Below are 19,141 nucleotides of genomic sequence, written 5' to 3' on the forward strand. Positions count from 1 at the left end.
GGGGAGAGGGAGAAGCGGCAGCCTCGCTCGCTAGTTGGGTCACGCCATCTCCCTGGCATCTCGCCGGCGGTAGACCAGCAGCATCAGCGGCGCCAGCTTGCGCAAAATGCCGTGCGCGACGATCGGCACCGGCTCAGTGAACGGAAGTGCCAGCTCGTTCTCCGGCACGCCGCGGACGGCCTTTGCCAACTCGTTGCCGAGCGGAATCGTCAGCGCCACCGCGCGGCCGTTACAGCCGGTCCAGCCATAGGCGTTCGGCCCGAGCTTGTGGATGCGCGGCAAAAAGTCGGTGGTCATGCCGACATAACCGTTCCAGACATAATCGAACGAGACCTCGCCGATCTGCGGCCACAGCCGCTGCAGGCGCTCGGTGACGCGCGCCTTGATCCGCTCCACCTTGTTGCCAGGGCCGATCACCGCGCCGCCGGTGACCAGACGGTTTCGCGCGTCGTAGCGCGCGAAATAGAGTTCGCCATGGGTATCCGACATCGCCTGCCGGCCAGGAATGATGGTCTTTCGGACGTTGTCCGACAACGGCTGCGTCGCCATTTGCCACGACAGCACCGGCATCACCTCGCGCGCAATCTCAGGCACCAGCGATTTGGAGAATTCGCCGCTATAGGCATTGCTCGCCACGACAAGTGCGCGGCCGGAGATTTCGCCCTTCTCGGTTTCGACCACCCAGCGGTCGCCCCGGCGTTCAAAACTTTCCGCCGGCGAGCGCGCGTAAATGCGCGCGCCGAGGCCGAGCACAGTGCGCGCGAGGCCACGGGCCAGCGCCAGCGGATTGATGTGGCCGCCGCTTCTGTTCCAGAAGCCGCCGAACCATGCATCGGAGCCGAGCATTTCGCGCGTTTGCTCGCGCGACAGCAACTCAACGGGCGCGCCGAACTTCGACCACTGCCGCACCCGCCGTTCCGCGATCTTGATGCGGCCGGGCGAATGCACGGGCTGAATCCAGCCGGCCTGCTCCGCCTCGGCGTCGATCTTGTAGCGCCTTGTCACGTCGAAGAGATAAGAAGCGCTGTCGCGCAGCATGCCGACGAAACGTTCGCCGGCCGCGCCGTGCTTGGCGATGATATCTTCCGGATCGGGCCGCGACAGCGTCGGGATCACCTGGCCATTGTTGCGGCCAGATGCACCCCAGCCCGGCTCCGCGGCCTCGACAATCGCGACATCGACGCCCGCTTCGCGCAGATGCAGCGCGGTGGAAAGTCCGGTGAAACCGCCGCCGATCACGATCACATCGGCCTGCTGCGAGCCGATCAATTCCGGCAAATCAGGCCCCGATGGCGTCACGGCCGCCCACAGTGAATCGGGCCAGCGGACGTTGCTCGTGTTCATCATGATCCTTTCTTGCAGGCAACTGATCGTTCTGATTAGCTTAGACCGCTAACGAGCCTCAGGGAACAAAAGAGTGGCACTCAAAAACATCATCGGAATCGATCACGCCGTGGTCATGGTGAAAGATCTCGACAAAGCCGCCGAAAACTACAAGCGGCTCGGCTTCACCGTGTCGCCGCGCGGCACCCACAGCGCACATATGGGATCGGGCAACTACACCATCATGTTCGACCCCGACTATATGGAATTGCTCGGCGTGCTGGCGCCGACGGAACATAATGCTCCGGCGCGGACGTATCTGGAGAAGAATGGCGAAGGCATCGAGCGCATCGCGTTCACGGCGGTGGATTCCGCCGAAGGCGCGGAAGAAATTCGCGCGCGCGGCTATCCGCCGATTGGACCGACCGATTTCGAACGTCCCGTGACGATGCCCGATGGCACGATATCGGCGGCCAAGTTTCGCACCTTCCAATGGCCGACGGCGGAAGCGCCGGGCGGCGTGCGCATGTTTGCCTGCCAGCACAAGACGCGCGAGACGGTTTGGATTCCCGAATTGATGAAGCACGCCAATGGCGCCAAGCGCCTGAAGGAGGTGCTGATCGTCACCCCGGAGCCGGCGGATGACGCCGCGCAGCTCGCGAGCATGATCGATCGTGAGGCGAGGGTCGAACCGGACGGCGTCATTGCGGTCCCCTCAGGCGGCGACCGCGCCGATTTCATATTCCTGACAAAGACCCAGCTCGGCACACGCTACCCTGACGTTCCTCTGACGGGGCTGCCCGAGCGCGGCGGCGCGGGGCTTGTGATCGCGGCCGATCTCGCGGCGGCGGAAAAGGCGCTTGGCGCTGTCGGCGTGAAGTGTGCCGACGGCGTGGTGGTGCCGCCGGCCGAGGGCAATGGCACGATGCTGGTGTTCGTGAAGGGATAGATATCGACAGCGTCGCTCTCTCCCCTCATCCTGAGGAGCCGCGAAGTGGCGTCTCGAAGGATGAAGGCCCCGCCTGTCGCCTCATGGTTCGAGACGCGCGGAGCCTGTCATCGGGCGCGCATTCGCGCGACCCGTTGGCGCTCCTCACCATGAGGGGAGAGAGGTCACTCCGCCGGCGCTGCGGCGGGCACTTCCGGACGCGCGCCATAGGCAACGCTCGCTCCGGTCTTCGCCAACGCAAACAACCCCGCCGCCATCACGGCATAGGCCAGCGCCACACCCGGTGTGACACCGAGACCGCCGCCGATGCCGACGGCTTCGCCGTGCATGAAGCCGAAATAGGTCATGATCGCGCCAGCCAGCGCAAAGGCTGACGCCTTCATGAAGTCGCGTTCGATCACGAACACGCCAATTGCGCCCAGCACGAGGCCGGTGAGGATCGAGCCGCCGCCCATCACTTCCAGCCCGTAATAGAGCACGCCTTGCTGCGGTAGCGATGCAATGGCCGCTGATTTGACCGCGCCGACTTTGTCGGCCGCAAGACCGCCGACGGCTTGCGCCGCAGCCATGCTCGCACCGAGCATGGTGTCGACCTGCAACTTCGCCCACGCCGCGAGATGCGGTGTCAGCGCCAGCACGATCGCGGGTGCGTGCTTGAGCGGCGTGGTCTGGAACGCCTGCGCGCCGATCAGCATGCCGATATAGAGCAGGATCGGCGAGATCGCGACCACGGGCACCAGCGCCAATAACACCGAGATGATGCCGAACCACGACAGCAGCACCACCATGACGCCGGTCGCTGCCGAATAGCCGATCCGCCCGCCCATCGCTTTCCAGCCGGGATGGCCGATATAAACCGCGTTGATAAAGGGATTGCCCATCAGGCAGCCGATCAGGCTGACGGCGCCGTCGGCGGTCAGCACGCGCGTGGTCGGATATTCGTCACCCGCGGCTTCCGCGCTTTCGACATTGTCCATGGCTTCGACGAGGTCGTAGATGCCGAACGGGATCGCAGTCACCAGGATGATGCCGAGGAATTCGAAGCCGGAGAACACGTGGCCGAAGGCCGGCAACGGCACCGAGAAGCCAAAATTGGCAAAGGCATCACTGAGGCCTTTCAGGCTCAAGCCGCCGAGCCCGAGGCCGAACAGGTTCGAACCCCAAGCGATCAGAATGCCGGCGGCAATGGCGACGAGGCCTGCCGGAATCCCCTTCGGATATTTCACGCCACCGAACCAGCTCACCAGGATGATGGCGAAGCAGATCAGGCCGATCTGCGGCGTCATGTACATCTCCAGCGCCGGCCGCATCGAGATGAAGGTGACGGAGACGCCGGCGAGCGTGCCGAGCAGCGCCGCGCGCGGGGTGATCTTCCGGATGTAGGGCGCGATGAAACCGCCGATCATCAGGATAAAACTCTGGAAGAACACCCAGACCAGACCGGCCGACCAGCCCTTCACGGGGTCGCCGGTCTTGAGCGTGATCGGCAGCATGATCACGAAGGTGACGATGAACATGTGCGGCACGCTGACGCCAGACGGCAGCGCGCAGACGTCGTTGCGGCCGGTCTTCTGCGCCAGTTTGTAGGCGAGATACGCGTAATAGAACGTCGAGAGGCACATCATCAGGCCGAGCGCCGGCAGGATGCGGCCGAACACGATACTGTCCGGCATCTTCAGCACGAAGCGCAACAGCCCCGTCAGCACCAGCATGTTAACGAGGATGTTGGTGCCGAAGCCGAACAAGGCGTTCCAGTCGCCCGGCGTCCACAGTGCCGGCTTGAAAGTGGATGTACCTGATGTCCCCATTGCACTCATCGTGATGCCCCCGCTACTGCCGTTATTGGAATCTCCGGTGAAAGTGCGTCCAGCACCGCGGCTGAATCCGAAACCCAGCCGAAGATGCCGCCCTGCGCCTTGATCATCTTCAGGCCCATCTCGTGGAATTCGGGGAAGTAGGACGCGCAGCCATCTTCCAGCACGACGCAGCGATAGCCGCGGTCGTTGGCTTCGCGCACGGTGGTGTTGACGCAGACCTCAGTGGTGACGCCGCACACCAAAAGGTTCTCGATGCCGTAGCGCTGCAAGACGTCGCCGAGTTCGGTGGCGTAGAAGGCGCCCTTGCCCGGCTTGTCGATCACGATTTCGCTGTCGAGCGGATAGAGTTCGGGAATGATGTCGTGGCCGGGTTCGCCGCGAATGAGAATGCGTCCCATCGGGCCGGGATCGCCGATGCGCAAGGACGGCGCGCCGCGCTCGACCTTGGCCGGCGGCGCGTCGGAAAGGTCGGGCAGATGGCCCTCGCGGGTGTGAATGACCAGCATGCCGGTCGCGCGCGCCGCTTCCAGCACGGCGGCGATCGGCTTCACCGCGCGCGCAAGCTGGCTGACGTCGTTGCCCAGCGTCTCGCCGAAGCCACCGGGCTCGAGAAAATCGCGCTGCATGTCGATGACGAGAAGCGCGGTCGCCGCCCAGGCGAGCTCGATCGGCTCCGGCTCCGCTGCGAGCTTTGCTGAGTTCGCCATGACGTACGCGCCCCGAACGAGAGAACCCCTCGGGAGAAATCAAGCAAGGCGCGTGCCATTGTGTACAATGGCGGCCTGCGGCCGACGGCAGCAAAATTGATCGTTGTTTCAATTCGTTGATTGTCGATGCTGAGGCGGTGCGCTTTCCGTCCCAACGCATTCTGGACGGGCACCTGCTCATTATCTAAGCAAACCGCAATTGCGCGTGCCTGCCACGGGCTGAACGACAACTTGTCGGTCCTGGCGCCGGGCACCGCCTCGCTATGCGGAGGCCGCCTCAAGAGATTGCGAATTCCAGCTCAGCAGCGAGGCTCCGTATGCCCTCCTCCAGACCGTCAGGAAACGGGGAAACCAGGAGTGCGCGACGGCGCCCTGATAGGCCCACGTGCGATACTTGAGGCCGTTTTCCGACAGCAGTTCCTGATATCCGCCGTGCGTCTCGGTCGCGGTACGGATGTCTCTCAAAATATCGCGGGCGCAGGACCGGTACTTGTCGGTGCCGGAAAATTCATCGTACTCCAGCATGCGATCGGCGAACTCCACGTTAAACGTCGGCCAGCAGGAACGCCCCTGGTAGGCCGGAGCCGCAATCTTGTGGATCATCTTGTTCTGCGGATTATCCGTGGACACCAGGAAGTGTGATGTGTCCGGGATTCGAAATCGCGGCTCGCCGAGGATCAGATCCGTCGTGGCGGCAAACAGCGCGCGTTCGCTCGCCTCGCTCAGATCCCAAAATCCCTGGTGCACATTGACGAAGTCCAGGGCAACGGAAGACGCTCCCGGTTCGCTCCGGGAATCCAGGGAATGCCTGACATAGCCATGCCTGCCGAACAGCCCGAGCAATTGCTTTTTATATTGTGAAAGCGTGCGTCCGAGCAGCCCTTCCAGCTCGATCTGGTCGATCACCCCCAACCGTATTCCGCGCACAAAGGTCGCGTAGACGCATGCGTTGGTGACGAAGCGCCGGCGCTCGGCGCGGGTATCTGTCGCCGCGGAACGGGGTGCCGTTACGTCGCACAGCAAAGCTGTGAGGCCGTTGTCGTCGAACGGCTGCAACGAGCCGGCAAGTTGAAATATCGCTTTCTCCAGGTCCTTCCGATATTCGGCAAGCAACAAGCGGCCGGCATAGGCGCCTTGCGCCATCGCCAAATACGAAGATGTCCTTTGGTCCGCGCGCATGATCTGTTCCAGACCCGCGAGGATGCCCAGCAGCGTATCCGACGGCAGCGAGAAGTAATTGACGCCGATGTAGCGATCGCGGCCTGCGGGAACGATGGTCGTCGTGACGACATCGGAGCGAACGGCCTCCAGCATCAGCCGAACGCTTTTCTCGAGCAAGCGAACCCTGCGTACGGCATCCTCGGAATCCACGATGGTCTCGGGATCGAGCACGTCGGGATAAAACCAGGCAAAGTCCCGGGGATAATAGGCGGATGCGTGCGGCGCCCCCGTGACTAGAAAGTCCTCCGTCGGAGAAAAGGCACTGTTGACTGAGTGCGCGTACAGCTCCTCGATCCCGGCCGATGGGCGGTACGTTCTCAGGAAGCGATCACCGAGAAAATTGACGGCCTGAATACCGTTGGCGACACAGGAGGCAAACGGACCCTGATAAAACCGGTACTCGCGATGTGATGAAAATGAAATATGACGATGCATGGGCTTGGATCAACGAGGCCTTGTGGTTTGGACTATCACGTGTTGCTACTCATGACATCGTCGATTCGTCTTTCTGTCAGATGAATTGTGATGTCACAGCATTGTCATAAAGCGGCATCGCAGCAGCGCTCAGGTCAGCTCTTGCAGGTGAGCAGATTTAATCCAGACAAACACTGAAACCTAAGCCTGCCGCCTTTACCTCGGCCGGAAATTCTCGATCAGCCGCAGCAGCACGCGCGCGCCGGCATCGACATCGGCGGTCTCGACATGCTCGGCCGGGTTATGGCTGATGCCGCCGCGGCAGCGCACGAACAGCATGGCGACATCTGATATATCGATCATTGCCATGCCGTCATGCCCCGCCCCGCTCGGCAGCTCGAACACACCATAGCCTTCGGCCGCAACCGCTTCCGCGACTTGCGCTTTCAGCCAGGGCGCACAGGGCACGGTGCGGTTCTCATGGGTGACGTCGATCTGCAGCGACAGTTCACGGCGCTTTGCGATCGCCTCGATCTGCTGCACGATCTCGGCGACGGCCTGCTTGCGGTGCGGATCGGCCGGTGCGCGGATGTCGAGCGTGAAGGAGACCCGCCCCGGAATGACATTGGTGGCGCCCGGCAGCGCCGTGATGACGCCGACGGTGCCGACCAGGCCGGCGCCGTCGGCCTTGCTATATTGCTCGACCGCGACGATGCATTCGGCAGCGCCCGCCAGCGCGTCGCGCCGCAGCGCCATCGGCACAGTCCCGGCATGACCGGCCATGCCGGAGAGATTTGCGGCGAGCCGCGTGGCGCCCGCGATCGCCGTCACCACGCCGACCGGAATGTCTTGCTGTTCCAGCACCGGCCCCTGCTCGATGTGCAGCTCGACATAGGCATGCAGCTCGCGGCAGGTGCGCGCTGCCGCACCGATCTGGTCGGGGTCGAGGCCGAATTGCACCATGGCCTCGCGCATCGAGACGCCGTCACGGTCGCGCGCGTCGAGCACGCTTGCGTCGAAGGTTCCCGCGACCGCCCGGCTGCCGAGCAGCGTGGAGGCAAACCGCACGCCCTCCTCGTCGGCGAAACCGACGATCTCGATCGCGAACGGCAGCCGCACGCCGCGCCGGTTCAGGTCAGTGACGCAGGCGATCGCGGTGATGACCCCAAGCGGCCCATCCCATTTGCCGGCATCGCGCACGGTATCGTAGTGCGAGCCCAGCATCAGGCACGATAACCCCGGGCGGTCGCCCTCGTAACGGCCGCAGACATTGCCGATGGCGTCGAGATGCGCTTCCATGCCGGCATCCCGCATCCAGGACAGAATGAGATCGGCGGCGGTGCGATGCTCAGGCGACAGGAATATCCGCGCCAGATGATCGGGGGTCTCGGAAATCATTCCGAGCTGATTGATACGGCTTACGATTTCATCGCCGAGCATTGCTTCATCCGATATCGAAAGCGCTATCGGCAAGATGCGACAGGTTGGCGTGCCAGTGCTGCGCGATCTGCAGCCGCGTCGGCACCCAGACGCGCTCGTGGTTTCCGATGTAGTCGAGAAACCGTATCAGCGCCGCCGCGCGGCCGGGGCGGCCGACGACCCGGCAATGCAGGCCGACCGACATCATCTTCGGCGCGCTCTCACCTTCCGCATAAAGAACGTCAAAGCTGTCCTTGAGGTAGGTGAAGAATTCGTCGCCGCCGCCAAAGCCCTGCGCGTTGACAAAGCGCATGTCGTTGGCGTCGAGCGTATAGGGGATGACCAGATGCGGCTTTGAGCCCCGCGACTTGATCCAGTACGGCAGGTCGTCGGCATAGGAGTCGCAGAGGTAAAGCAGACCGCCGGCTTCCATCAGAAGCCTTAAGGTGTTGATCGAGGTGCGCCCGGTGTACCAGCCGAGCGGGCGGGCGCCGGTCGCCTCGGTGTGGACGCGGATTGCGGCTGCGATCTCGGTGCGCTCCTCGTTCTCCGACATGTCCTTGTGCTCGATCCATCGCAGGCTGTGGCTGGCGATGTCCCAGCCGGCCTCCTTCATGGCAGCAACCACGTCGGGATTTCGCTGCAACGCCTTCGCGACGCCGAACACGGTGACCGGCAAATTGCGCTCGGCGAAGATCCGCCACAGCCGCCAGAAGCCGGCGCGCGAGCCATACTCGAACATCGACTCGATGTTGGCATGGCGCTGTCCGGGCCAGGGCTGCGCACCCAGCACGTCTGACAAAAAAGCCTCGGAGGCGCGATCGCCGTCGAGAACATTGTTCTCGCCGCCTTCCTCGAAATTGACCACGAACTGCACCGCAACCCGCGCGTTGCCGGGCCACTTCGGATCGGGCGGGTTGCGCCCGTAGCCGCGGAAGTCGCGCGGGTAAGCCGGCGCCGCCATGATCAGACTTCCTCGAAGCGGATCTTCTGCGCGCCCTTCCACAGCACGGCCTTGCCGAACGCGGTCAGGTTCTCGAGCCCCGAAGTCAGGGTGATGAAGTGGTTGCCGGCGAGCTGGCCCATCTTGCTCGCAAAGTGCACGCCACCGTAGGCCAGCAGGATTTCGGTCTCGCTGATGCCGCCGGGATAAAGAATGATCTGACCGGGCGCGGGATAGCTGGTGTGGTTCTCGTAGGAGACGCCGAAATCGAGATCGCCGAGCGGCATCCAGACACCCTCGCCGCTCCAGCGGACGTGGATCGCCTGGCTCTCGAACGGCATCGCCTTGCGAAAGACGGCGACCGTCTTCGGCGCCAGTTGCTCCTCGAAGCGGGCCTGGAAAGTAAATTCACCGGCGCGGACAATCAGTTGGCTCATCGATCTCTTCTTCTGGATATAGGTGAGGACGTGGTTCAGCCGTATCCATTACAGCCCGAACAAGCCGACGCAAGGCCCCATTCGGCAGTTTCGGCGAGGACATCGGCGCGCGTCCCTGTGCAGGAGCTAGCTGTGGGCCCCCGCCGGGACCGGACGGGACCGCGCATCGCCGTTATCGAAAGCATCGCTGAAGTCGAAGTCGGCGAGCCGGGGCGATATCATGGCACGTTCGCGCGGGAAGGCTTCCGGCATCTCCTCGCGAATGAAGGTGAGCATCGCGGAGGGCGATCGGCGAAATCGGGAACTTTGGCGTGATGGCACGCGGTTGCGCTGCGCGATGGCTCAGGATTCGCCGCGCCAGAATGCGGTCTGCAGGGGCAACTGGTGTTTGATCATCGCGACGCCATCAACCACCTTCAGGCCGCGCGCGGCGCAAGCTTGCATGAACTCGGTCCGGCGGGCGGCAATGATATCGAATACGGCGCAATCATCCGGCAGCCTCGCGGGATTCATCGGCAGGGCGTCCGTCTCGCGAAGTCCGAGCGAGGTGGCGTTGACGAGCAGGCCGGCGTCGTCGAATTCTTCGTCCAGGTTGATCTCGAGATCGGCAAAACGGCCGCGGAGTTTTTGGGCGAGGATTTTGACCGGCCCTGGCGTTTCGTTCAGGATTTGCAGCCGCCTCGCGCCTGCGGCAGCCAGTGCGTGACAGATCGCGCGGCCGGCTCCCCCCGCCCCGATCACGACGCAGCGGCGGTCGGGGTCGAATATCCGCTCCTCGCGCGCCGCATTCAGGAAACCGCCGCCATCGAAGGATTCGCCGACCAGCCGTCCACCGGCCTCGATCCGGATCGTGTTGACGACGCCTTCGAACTCGGCGGCCGGCCCGACCGCATCGCACAGCTCGAACGCCGCCGGCTTGTGCGGCATCGTGAGATTGAAGCCGGCGACGCTCGGCGATTTCGCGAGCGTGCGGATCGTCTCAGAAAGATGTTGCGGCGCGATGTCGAGCGGCACCATGTGCCAGTCCAGCCCATTGCCCTGGAAGTAAGGCGTGTAATGGCGGGGCGCGCCGACATGGCCGGCCGGATGGGCAAAGATGAATACAAATCGTGAAGCACCGGTCGGAAGCCGCATCGCTCTCACCCTTTCACGGCGCCCGCCGTCAGCCCGCTCACCAGATAGCGGCGCACGGCGAGCGAGAAAATCAGGACCGGCGCCATCACCAGCGAGCCACCCGCGGCGATCTTGCCCCACTCCCATCCCTCGTAGTTCATGAAGTTGACCACGGCGACCGGCGCGGTGCGCGCGTTGGTCCGCGTCAGGATCAGCGCAAAGAAGAAGTCGTTCCAGGCGTAGAGGAAGCACAGGATCGCGGTGGCGGCGATGCCGGGCGCGACCATCGGCAGCACGATCTGGAGGAAGACGACCCGTGTCGACGCGCCGTCGACCAGCGCCGCCTCTTCCAGCGACGACGGCACGGTTTCAAAAAACGGCTGCATCATCCAGATCACCAGCGGCAGGTTGAAGCTGGTGTAGACCAGCACCAGCCCGGTGACGGTGTCGAGCAGCCCGATCCAGCGATAGAACAGGAAGAACGGTATCGTGAATGCGATCGGCGGCGCCATCCGCGTCACCAGGATGGCAAAGCTCAGCGCGTGCTTTCCCCGCCCTGCCCAGCGCGACAACGCATAGGCTGCGGGCACTCCGAGAATGAGCGCCAGCGCCGTGGAGAATGACGCACTCATCAGGCTGTTGACAAAGGAAGCCGCGAACGCGCCTTGCCAGAGCGAGGCATAATTTTGCAGCGTTGGCGTGAAGATCAAGGGCGGCGGAAACTGCAGGATCAGGTCGTTGGACTTAAAGCTCATCTGCAAGAGCCAGAGGAACGGCGACAGCAGCATGATCAGCGTCACGCCGATCGCAACGAGCCGGCGCGGGCTGGCCGAACGGCGGACCGGGCCAATCATGCTCCCACTCTTGCCTCCACTCATGCCATGGCCTCGCGGCGGCGGCCCATCCACACCACACCGAGGCTGACCGCGACGACGAGCAGCAGCATCACGATCGTGACCGAACTGGAGTAGCCGATTTCGTTGAAGTCGAATGCGAGCAGATAGGCATAATAGTTGGTCACCTCGGTGACGCTGCCCGGCCCGCCGCCGGTCAAGAGGAACACCAGCGGAAACGCCTTGACGCTGTCGATCAGGCGAAACATGCCCGAGATGACCAGGATCGGCGTGATGAAGGGCAGCGTGATGTAGAAGAAGATCTGCAGCCGGTTGGCACCGTCGACCAGGGCAGCTTCGGAAAATTCCTCCGGAATGGTCTGCAGCGCGGCCAATATCATCAGGAAGGTGAAGGGCATCCATTCCCAGGTGTCGGCGATGATGATCGCGGTCAGCGCGAAATCGACGCTCGAAGTCAGCGACGGCATGGTCACGTTGAGCAGGCTTGCGGCGTAGTAGAGCGGGCTGATGTCGGGCGTGTAAATCAGCTTCCAGATGATCGCCACGACGATCGGCGGCAGCACCATCGGAATCAGGAACAGGGTGCGGGCGAATTCCACGATGCGCGACTGCGTGTGCAGCAATAGCGCCAACAGCATGCCTAACAGGACCTGCAACAGCACGCCCCAGAACGACAGCTTGGCCTGCACCCATAGCGAATTGACGAAGCGCGGGTCGCCCGGGAGCAGGCGATAGTTCCGCAAGGGCGAAGAGAAATCGGTCGACGATCCCGGATTGACCAGTTGGAACGGCGTCAGGCTGGTCACGACAAGATAGATCGCAGGCAAGCCTGCGATCACGAACAACACGATCAGGCTCGGCGCCAGCGCGATGCGATTGAAGCGGCGGCGCTCGGCGTCGACCAGTCCTTCTCCGCTCAAAGCGCGGTCCCGGCGCGGCGGAGATTGGCGACTGCCTGCTCCTGCGCTGCGTTCATCGCAGCCTGGGCTGCAAGCTGCCCGGTCGCCACCTGCTCGAACGCCTTGTTGAGAACATCGCCAACGATCGGGAACTCCTTCACCGTGCGATAGGCCATGTAGTTCTCGCCCTTGGCCGGCAGCCCCAGCACTTCGAGATAGAGCGCACCAAGGTCCTGCCCGTTGACCGTGTTCAGCTTGCGGTATTCCTCACTCTCGATCACGGATCTGCGGCAGACAGAAGAATGGCCGTGCTCCTTGACCAGCCGCATCGAGATTTCGGGGCTGAGCGCCCATTTGATGAATTCCCACGCCGCTTTCTTGTTCTTGGCATTCTTGGGAATGCCGAGGCCCTGGCTGTTGGCGGCCGGGTAGTCGTGCACCGGCCCGGCGGGCATCCTGACGACGCGTGATGTGTCTTTCACCTTGCTGTCGTTCGAGAGCAGGATCGGAGTAATCCAGGCGCTGGAATGAATGAAGATGTTGGAGCGGCCGGTCATGTGGGATTGCCGCGCCTGATCCTCGGTGTAAGTGAGTACGCCCTTCGGCGCGTAGTTCTTCAGAAGGTTCGCGTAATATTCAACAGCTTGAATCGCTTCCGGCGAGTTCAGCGTCGGCATGATGTCGGCAGGCGGCTTGCGGAAGATGTTGCCGCCAAAGCCCTGGATATAGGGCGGCAGGCACCAGTGATGGAGCTGGAAGCTGACGATGCCGTTGACGTTGTCGGTGCCGTTGATCTCGGCGCAGACCTGCTGCAATTCGGCAAAGGTCCTGGGAATCTTGAGTCCCTTTTTCTCCATCAGGTCCATGCGCGACAGGCCCATCACCATGGCCCCGCCTTCCCAGGAATAGCCGTAGGTGGCGCCCTTGGCGTCGCGGTACGGGACCTGCGCGCCCTCGACGAAATCCTTCGGATTCCATCCCGCTGGCGTCAGATTTGGATCAGTGGTGAATTCGTCGAGATTGGCGAGCAAGCCGGCCGCCACCCAGCGCGCGGCCAGGATGAAGGTGACGTTGACGAAATCGAACGCCGAGCCGCCCGACGACAATTCGAGATTGGCCTGCTGGTTGTAGACCGGAAACGCCGAGAGCTGCAGATCAACCTTCATGCCGGTCTGCGCCTCGAACTCCGGGATGTAGTTCTGCAGCAGCGTGAAAAAGCGGTGCTGAAAGGACGCGCCGCGCAGCGTGACGCCGGCAAATGGTTTTGTTTGTGCAATGGCTGGCAGCGGAAATGCGGCGGCGCCGAGGGCGGCGGCGCCGGTCTGAAGCAGCGCCCGGCGGCTGAAGCCCGCGGATTTATGGCTCGAATTCTTCTTGGTCATGGCACCCTCCCTGACAGTCTTTTGGACAATATGACCGACATAAAAATTTCTGTCAAAAGGAGGCTTCTCCCGCATACACTATTTTTATGACGTGAATTGACATCGCATCGCAATAAAGCAGACAATATTATTTCAAGGCTTGAGGGTCCACGATTTGCCCAGGGACGTCGAACTCCGTCAGTCCACCACCCACGTCGCGCGGGAAATCGCCAAGCTCATCGTCTCCGGCACGTGGCAGGAGGGAAGCACGCTGCCGCGTGAGATCGAGCTCGCCTCGCAATTCGACGTCAGCCGCACCTCGATCCGGGAGTCTCTCTCCATTCTCAAGGCCAAGGGATTGATCGCGGCCCGCCAGAAGGCCGGCACACATGTGCGCGAGCGGATCAATTGGAACATGCTGGACGCCGAGCTCCTGGAATGGACCTGGGCAGAACGGCCGAGCGAAGAGTTCGCCCGGCAGCTTATGCAGGTGCGCCGGATCGTGGAGCCGGAGGCCTGCGCGATCTGCGCCGAGCGTGGCTCGGATGTCGACCTCGCCCGTATCGAACGGGCCTATCGCGAGATGGACGCCGCCGGCATGGATAGCCGCGCCTATTCCGAGCCCGACCTTCGCTTTCACCGCGGCATCCTGACCGCGACGGGCAATGATTTCCTGGTCGCGTTCGGCGCCACCGTCGAGGCTGCGCTGCGCATGTCGTTCGAACTGTCCACCTTGAATCCCGGCGCGCCGCGCAAAAGCCTGCCCTATCACCGCGCGATCCTCGACGAGATCTGGGCACGCAATCCCGACGGCGCGCGCCGCGCGATGCACCGCCTGATGGACCTGACCGAACGCAATATCACTTCTGCCCTGTCACGCCGCAAAACTGGCGAGACGGTCGCAGCGGAAACCGGACGTCAAGACGGCGTGTAAACGCAAGTCCCTAAGCGCTTGCATTCCCTGAACGATGCGCGTTTCATTCGGATCAAGCAACAACGTCCGGGGAAACACAAATGCCCGCAAGAATCATCGGGATGATCGGCACCCAGCAGGAGGGCGTCGCGGTTCACCTGATCAAGGGACAGATTTCCCGCCAATGGGTGATCGACTTCACTCGCCTGCATGAGCAGTGGAACTACGATGCCGTTCTTGTCGGCTATTACGCCTCCGCCGCCGAAGGATTTGCGATTGCGCTCTATGCGGCCGACCACACCGAGCGGATCAAGTTCCTGATCGCACACCGGCCGGGCTCGGTGGCCCCGGCCCTAGCCGCGCGGCAAGTCGCGACCTTCGACCAGCTCACGCAGGGCCGGATGGCACTGCATATCATCGCCGGCACCAGCGATGCGGACCAGGCGAGCGAAGGCGACTTCCTGCCCAAGAATGAGCGCTATCGCCGTGCCGGCGAATATCTGGAGGTGATGCAAAAACTCTGGACCAGCGACAGCCCGATCGATCACAGGGGTGAGTTCTACCGCGTCGAGGGCGGTTTCTCCGATATCAAGCCCTACCAGCAGCCCTTCCCTCCGCTGTTCTTCGGCGGCTCGTCGGAGGGCGCGCTAGAGATGGGCGCCAAACATTGCGACGTGTTCGCAATTTTCGGCGAGCCGCTGAAGGAAACGCGAGAACGGGTGCAGGATTTCCGCCGCCGAGCAGCCGCCTTTGGGCGCAGTGTCGGCTTCAACATGTCGCTGCGGCCGATCATGGCGGACAGCGAAGGCGCGGCGTGGAACAAGGCGAACGCGCTGCTGGCGGATGTCGAGCGCAAGACCGGTGCCGCGCCGCAGCCGACCAATCATTCCGCCGAACGCCTGCTCGGCTACGCCGCGCGCGGCGACGTCCATGACGAGCGGCTATGGATGGGGATTGCGCGTGCCACCGGCGCGCCCGGCAATACGTCATGCCTGGTTGGAACGCCCGAGCAGATCGCGGCAGCAGTGCTGGAATATTACCGGCTCGGCATTCATTCCTTCCTGCTGCGCGGCTTCGAGAATCCGCACGACACGATGGCGATCGGCCGCGACTTGATTCCACTCATCAAGCAAGGCGCGCTGGCGATCGACCGGCAGGTCGAAGCCGCCGAATAGAGTTCACCTCAAGTATCCGCAGGCACCTCAAGACACCGGCGCAAGGTCTTGGGACATGAAGAGAAAACGCATGAAAGAATTTGCATGAAGGCGGTCGTTGTCGAGAACTACAATTCGATCGACGGTATCTCGATCAAGGAGATCGATACGCCCGGCCTCGCCGCGGGCGAAGTCCGCGTCAGGATCGGCGCCGCGGCAGTCGGCTTCGTCGATGGCTTGAAGGTGCAGGGCCTTTATCAGACGAAGGACCCGCTGCCGTTCGTGCCGGGAACGGAGTTTGCCGGAACGGTCGATGCCGTTGCCGATAATATCGGCGCGTTCAAGCCGGGCATGCCGGTGATCGGCATGGCCCGTTCCGGCGCGCTGGCCGAATATATCTCGGTGCCGTCTGCGGCGCTCCAGCACCTGCCGCCACAAGTTCCGTTCGAGGCGGGCGCGTCGTTTCAAGCCAACTATCTGACCGGGCTTTACGCGCTGGATGCCCGCGCGTCGCTGCGCGAAGGCGAGATATTGCTGGTGCTGGGCGCGGCCGGCGGCGTCGGCATCGCCGCCGTCCAGATCGGCAGACTGATGGGCGCGCGGGTGATCGCCGCGGCCTCAACGCCGGAAAAGCGCGACTTCGCGGTCCGTCACGGCGCCGATCAGACCATCGACTACACCCAGGCGGATTGGCGGGAGACGCTGAAGGAACTGACCGGCGGGCATGGCCCGGATGTCATTTTCGATCCCGTCGGTGGCGAAGTATCGCTGCAGGCGTTCCGCTCGATCGCCTGGCGCGGGCGGCACCTCGTCGTCGGATTCGCCTCCGGCACCATTCCAGCGCTGGCGTTCAACCTGCCGCTGCTCAAGGGCGGCGCGCTGCTCGGCGTCGACCTCGCCCAGATCCAGAAGCGCGAGCCGGAGACGCACACCCGCCTGATGGCGCAATTGTTCGACTGGCTGGCATCGGGAAAATTGCAGCCCGTGGTCGGCAAGATCGTGCCGTTCGAGAATTTCCGCGAGGCGTTCAAGACCATGCAGTCGCGATCGGCGCTCGGCAAGATGATTGTGAAGTTCGGCTGAAGCGACGCATCGAAGCAGGATACGAACCGATGTCTCTGGAAAACGGCAAGCCATCGCGTCGCCTGATGCACACGCGGTCGGTCGAATGCGAAGGCTTTCTGCGGGATGACGGGCTCTGGGAAGTCGAAGCGTGGCTGCGGGATACAAAGCCTTTCACCCAGCGTGCCGATCGTTTCCGCAGCGAACTGAAGCCGGGCGATCCCGTCCACGATATCGGCCTGCGGCTGGCGATCGACGACGGCATGACCATCCGCGAGGCGGAGGCGATGATGCGCGCCACGCCCTACCCGACCTGCATCGAGGTCGAGCCGATCTTGCAGCGCTTGGTCGGCGAGCGCATAGGCCCCGGCTGGCGCGAGACGGTGCGACGCAAGATCGGCCGGATCGAGACCTGCACGCATCTCGCCGAATTGCTCGGCCCCGCCGTGACCACGCTGTACCAGACCATGTCCTATGGCAGAAATCCGGGAGGCCGCGATACGCTGGAGAACCAGCAGAACTCCGGCCAGCGTCCCTTCTTCATCGGCGGCTGCCATTCCTGGCGCACCGACGGCCCCGTCGTCGCGGCGATGTTTCCGCAGTTCGCGACCAAGCCGGCGGCGCAGGATTAGGCGCGGACGCGATCGTAGATCGCAAACGCCGCGGCCAAGGCGCAGCCGGCGATGATGCCAACCGTCAGGTCTTCGATCAGCGTCAGGCCGAAGGTTGCGATCAGCACCGCCGCGCTGCGCCAGTTGCGAAGCAGGCGCAGGAACTCCTCCTTCTCGGCCATATTCCAGCAGACGACGACCAGCACGCCCGCCAGCGCCGACAATGGGACAAAGCTTGCGAGCGGTGCTGCGGCCACCATGAACACCAGTACGAAGAGCGCATGGGTCATGCCGGAGACCGGGCTGCACGCCCCGGCACGGATATTGGTCGCGGTGCGGGCGATCGTGCCGGTGACGCTGATGCCGCCGAACAGAGCAGACGCGACGTTGGCGATGCCTTGCGCCACGACCTCCATGTTGTAGCGGTGCTTGCGCCCGGTCATGCCGTCGGCGACCTTTGCGGACAGCAGGCTTTCGACCGCCCCGAGCAGCGTGAAGGACAGCGCCGCCGGCAATACCTCGAGCACGGTCGCATAAGAAATCGCCGGCAGACGCGGTCCCGGTAATCCGTCCGGAAGCTGGCCGAAACGGCTGCCGATCGTCTCGACCGGCAGATGGAACAACCACGCAGCGACCGCGGCCAGCACGACCGCGATCAGCATTCCTGGCGCATTCGGCGAAAGCCGCCGCACTATGAAGATCAGGGCCGCCGAGCCGATGCCGATCATGACCGCGGCCGGCGAGATGGTCGGCAAGGACTGGCCGAGCATTGCAAGTTTGGGCAGCAGCGGCCCGGGTTCGGCAGCCGGAAGCTTCAGGCCGCCGAGATCCCGTAGCTGGCTAGCAAAGATCGTGACCGCGATGCCGCCGGTGAAGCCGACGGTCACCGCATGGGGGATATAACGGATCAGCGCGCCTAGCCGCAAAAGGCCGATCAGCGTCAGCATGAAGCCGGAGATGAAAACCGTCAGCAGCAGCCCTTCCAGACCGAACCGCGTCACCGTGGCCGATACCAGGACGATGAACGCGCCGGCGGGACCGCCGATCTGATAGCGGCTGCCGCCGAGCGCCGATACTAAAAAGCCGCCGATGACGGCGGCGTATAACCCCCGCTCGGGCGATACGCCCGAGGCGACGGCAATCGCCATCGAGAGCGGGAGAGCGACAATCGCGACCGTGAGCGCCGCCAGCATGTCCTTCCGAAAGCTGGCAACACCGTAGCCCTCCGACAGAACGGTGATGAGCTTGGGTCGGTAATGATGGGCGGTGGCGGTACCGTCGGGCATTTATGGGCGGAGCCAGTGTAGATTCGAAATTATGTATAATGGAACACACACCGGGCGGCCACCGGCTCGATACGGGGCCCCAAGCCATTTTCGCTGGATGAGACCGAGCATGACGCCGGTCCAGTGCGTAGCCCCGGCTGGCTGCCGGCCGTGGGATACGGATTCAATGGTACTCGGCGCAAGCGCCGTCGCCCTCGATCCTTCCGGTAGCTTCTTGGCGCTTCGCACACCTACAGGCTGCAGGACCAACATGCCGAAGAGCGCGCTAGATTAAATCGACTTCGCGGCCGAGCAAGCGGCTGGCCGACATGCGCGCCTGAGAGTATAAGCTAGCGCCAGATGCCGGATCGACGGGGAGTGCCAAGATGAGCAATTACCGCGTCTCCTTCTACAAAGATCTCTTGAATTCCGACGGTCACAGCTTCAAGTGCCTCCAGCGCTGGGTCGACGTACAGTCCGACGATCCCTCTCAGGCGAAAGTGCTTGCGGGGCGGCTGGTCGACAACGACCGCCTGAACGCCGATTGCATCGAGGTCATGCACCTGATGGACGGCTCTCATGAGTTCGAAAGTTCATCGACCCGTGCGTCCAGCAAGCACGCCGGGAACGTCGTGCAGTAGATCGCGTTGTGAATCCCTGCGCGTGTGACCGCCGTTTA

General features: G+C 63.2%; 17 protein-coding genes and 1 pseudogene. 6 read left to right on the forward strand and 12 right to left on the reverse strand.

All coding sequences use genetic code 11. The features are described from left to right. Positions 1-39 precede the first annotated feature (39 nt). On the reverse strand, positions 40-1,344 hold the full coding sequence (locus tag YUO_RS0111750; RefSeq protein WP_028347436.1) for an NAD(P)/FAD-dependent oxidoreductase: 1,305 nt from the start codon (positions 1,342-1,344) through the stop codon (positions 40-42). Positions 1,345-1,417: 73 nt separating this feature from the next. On the opposite strand from YUO_RS0111750, the gene YUO_RS0111755 reads away from it, so the two are divergent. After that, on the forward strand, positions 1,418-2,272 hold the full coding sequence (locus tag YUO_RS0111755) for a VOC family protein (RefSeq protein ID WP_028347437.1): 855 nt from the start codon (positions 1,418-1,420) through the stop codon (positions 2,270-2,272). 164 nt (positions 2,273-2,436) lie between these two features. On the opposite strand, the gene YUO_RS0111760 is transcribed toward YUO_RS0111755, so the two are convergent. From YUO_RS0111760 to YUO_RS0111810, 10 genes are all read right to left on the reverse strand, one after another. Beyond that, positions 2,437-4,089 carry a hypothetical protein gene (locus YUO_RS0111760; protein WP_028347438.1) on the reverse strand — a complete coding sequence of 551 codons (1,653 nt, stop codon included), beginning with the start codon at positions 4,087-4,089 and terminating at the stop codon, positions 2,437-2,439. Beyond that, complete coding sequence (locus YUO_RS0111765) at positions 4,086-4,796, reverse strand: cysteine hydrolase family protein (protein WP_028347439.1); 711 nt, start codon at positions 4,794-4,796, stop codon at positions 4,086-4,088. Before YUO_RS0111765 ends, YUO_RS0111760 begins: the two co-directional genes overlap by 4 nt. Before the next feature lie 261 nt (positions 4,797-5,057). Continuing rightward, positions 5,058-6,452 (reverse strand): hypothetical protein, encoded by a 1,395-nt coding sequence (locus tag YUO_RS0111770; RefSeq protein ID WP_028347440.1) that lies wholly within the window; start codon positions 6,450-6,452, stop codon positions 5,058-5,060. A 195-nt stretch (positions 6,453-6,647) separates the two neighbouring features. Next, positions 6,648-7,871, reverse strand: coding sequence for an allantoate amidohydrolase (locus YUO_RS0111775; protein ID WP_035726587.1), 1,224 nt, complete (start codon positions 7,869-7,871; stop codon positions 6,648-6,650). Between the two features lie 4 nt (positions 7,872-7,875). After that, positions 7,876-8,814 carry an allantoinase PuuE gene (puuE, locus tag YUO_RS0111780; protein ID WP_028347442.1) on the reverse strand — a complete coding sequence of 313 codons (939 nt, stop codon included), beginning with the start codon at positions 8,812-8,814 and terminating at the stop codon, positions 7,876-7,878. A gap of 2 nt (positions 8,815-8,816) precedes the next feature. Further along, on the reverse strand, positions 8,817-9,230 hold the full coding sequence (locus tag YUO_RS0111785; protein WP_028347443.1) for a DUF3830 family protein: 414 nt from the start codon (positions 9,228-9,230) through the stop codon (positions 8,817-8,819). Positions 9,231-9,572: 342 nt separating this feature from the next. Next, positions 9,573-10,364, reverse strand: coding sequence for a shikimate dehydrogenase family protein (locus YUO_RS0111795; protein WP_035726651.1), 792 nt, complete (start codon positions 10,362-10,364; stop codon positions 9,573-9,575). 5 nt (positions 10,365-10,369) lie between these two features. Next, positions 10,370-11,197 (reverse strand): carbohydrate ABC transporter permease, encoded by an 828-nt coding sequence (locus YUO_RS40500; RefSeq protein ID WP_035726588.1) that lies wholly within the window; start codon positions 11,195-11,197, stop codon positions 10,370-10,372. Positions 11,198-11,217: 20 nt separating this feature from the next. Then, the gene (locus tag YUO_RS0111805) at positions 11,218-12,117 is read right to left on the reverse strand and encodes a carbohydrate ABC transporter permease (RefSeq protein ID WP_028347445.1); all 900 of its coding nucleotides are present in this window, start codon (positions 12,115-12,117) and stop codon (positions 11,218-11,220) included. Next, a complete protein-coding gene (locus tag YUO_RS0111810; RefSeq protein WP_051379385.1) occupies positions 12,114-13,478 on the reverse strand; it encodes an ABC transporter substrate-binding protein in 1,365 nt (454 codons plus the stop codon). The genes YUO_RS0111805 and YUO_RS0111810 overlap by 4 nt, the downstream gene beginning before the upstream one ends. A 154-nt stretch (positions 13,479-13,632) precedes the next feature. Here YUO_RS0111810 and YUO_RS40505 point away from each other — a divergent pair, with 154 nt between their 5' ends. From YUO_RS40505 to YUO_RS0111830, 4 genes are all read left to right on the forward strand, one after another. Next, entirely contained in the window at positions 13,633-14,391 is a 759-nt protein-coding gene (locus tag YUO_RS40505; protein WP_035726591.1) for a FadR/GntR family transcriptional regulator, read from the forward strand. An 80-nt stretch (positions 14,392-14,471) separates the two neighbouring features. After that, a complete protein-coding gene (locus tag YUO_RS40510) occupies positions 14,472-15,545 on the forward strand; it encodes an LLM class flavin-dependent oxidoreductase (RefSeq protein WP_035726593.1) in 1,074 nt (357 codons plus the stop codon). 84 nt (positions 15,546-15,629) lie between these two features. Then, positions 15,630-16,607 (forward strand): NADPH:quinone oxidoreductase family protein, encoded by a 978-nt coding sequence (locus YUO_RS0111825; RefSeq protein WP_028347447.1) that lies wholly within the window; start codon positions 15,630-15,632, stop codon positions 16,605-16,607. A 29-nt stretch (positions 16,608-16,636) separates the two neighbouring features. Continuing rightward, entirely contained in the window at positions 16,637-17,218 is a 582-nt protein-coding gene (locus YUO_RS0111830) for a DUF2889 domain-containing protein (protein WP_028347448.1), read from the forward strand. Positions 17,219-17,235: 17 nt separating this feature from the next. On the opposite strand, the pseudogene YUO_RS0111835 reads toward YUO_RS0111830, so the two are convergent. Beyond that, positions 17,236-18,483, reverse strand: a pseudogene (locus tag YUO_RS0111835) (SulP family inorganic anion transporter); the annotation flags it as partial. A 365-nt stretch (positions 18,484-18,848) separates the two neighbouring features. Here YUO_RS0111835 and YUO_RS0111840 point away from each other — a divergent pair. Next, positions 18,849-19,103, forward strand: coding sequence for a hypothetical protein (locus YUO_RS0111840; RefSeq protein ID WP_028347450.1), 255 nt, complete (start codon positions 18,849-18,851; stop codon positions 19,101-19,103). Positions 19,104-19,141: the final 38 nt, after the last annotated feature.

It is taken from the genome of Bradyrhizobium murdochi (assembly GCF_000472965.1).
GTDB classification, from domain to species: Bacteria; Pseudomonadota; Alphaproteobacteria; order Rhizobiales; family Xanthobacteraceae; genus Bradyrhizobium; species Bradyrhizobium murdochi.

Bases quoted from the DNA above. Each gene is read 5' to 3' on its own strand.
- YUO_RS0111760 (WP_028347438.1), bottom strand. From the start codon at position 4,089: ATGAGTGCAATGGGGACATCAGGTACATCCACTTTCAAGCCGGCACTG.
- puuE (WP_028347442.1), bottom strand. From the start codon at position 8,814: ATGGCGGCGCCGGCTTACCCGCGCGACTTCCGCGGCTACGGGCGCAAC.
- YUO_RS0111810 (WP_051379385.1), bottom strand. From the start codon at position 13,478: ATGACCAAGAAGAATTCGAGCCATAAATCCGCGGGCTTCAGCCGCCGG.
- YUO_RS0111840 (WP_028347450.1), top strand. From the start codon at position 18,849: ATGAGCAATTACCGCGTCTCCTTCTACAAAGATCTCTTGAATTCCGAC.
- YUO_RS0111750 (WP_028347436.1), bottom strand. From the start codon at position 1,344: ATGAACACGAGCAACGTCCGCTGGCCCGATTCACTGTGGGCGGCCGTG.
- YUO_RS40500 (WP_035726588.1), bottom strand. From the start codon at position 11,197: ATGATTGGCCCGGTCCGCCGTTCGGCCAGCCCGCGCCGGCTCGTTGCG.
- YUO_RS0111770 (WP_028347440.1), bottom strand. From the start codon at position 6,452: ATGCATCGTCATATTTCATTTTCATCACATCGCGAGTACCGGTTTTAT.
- YUO_RS0111825 (WP_028347447.1), top strand. From the start codon at position 15,630: ATGAAGGCGGTCGTTGTCGAGAACTACAATTCGATCGACGGTATCTCG.
- YUO_RS0111830 (WP_028347448.1), top strand. From the start codon at position 16,637: ATGTCTCTGGAAAACGGCAAGCCATCGCGTCGCCTGATGCACACGCGG.
- YUO_RS0111775 (WP_035726587.1), bottom strand. From the start codon at position 7,871: ATGCTCGGCGATGAAATCGTAAGCCGTATCAATCAGCTCGGAATGATT.
- YUO_RS0111795 (WP_035726651.1), bottom strand. From the start codon at position 10,364: ATGCGGCTTCCGACCGGTGCTTCACGATTTGTATTCATCTTTGCCCAT.
- YUO_RS0111765 (WP_028347439.1), bottom strand. From the start codon at position 4,796: ATGGCGAACTCAGCAAAGCTCGCAGCGGAGCCGGAGCCGATCGAGCTC.
- YUO_RS40510 (WP_035726593.1), top strand. From the start codon at position 14,472: ATGCCCGCAAGAATCATCGGGATGATCGGCACCCAGCAGGAGGGCGTC.
- YUO_RS0111785 (WP_028347443.1), bottom strand. From the start codon at position 9,230: ATGAGCCAACTGATTGTCCGCGCCGGTGAATTTACTTTCCAGGCCCGC.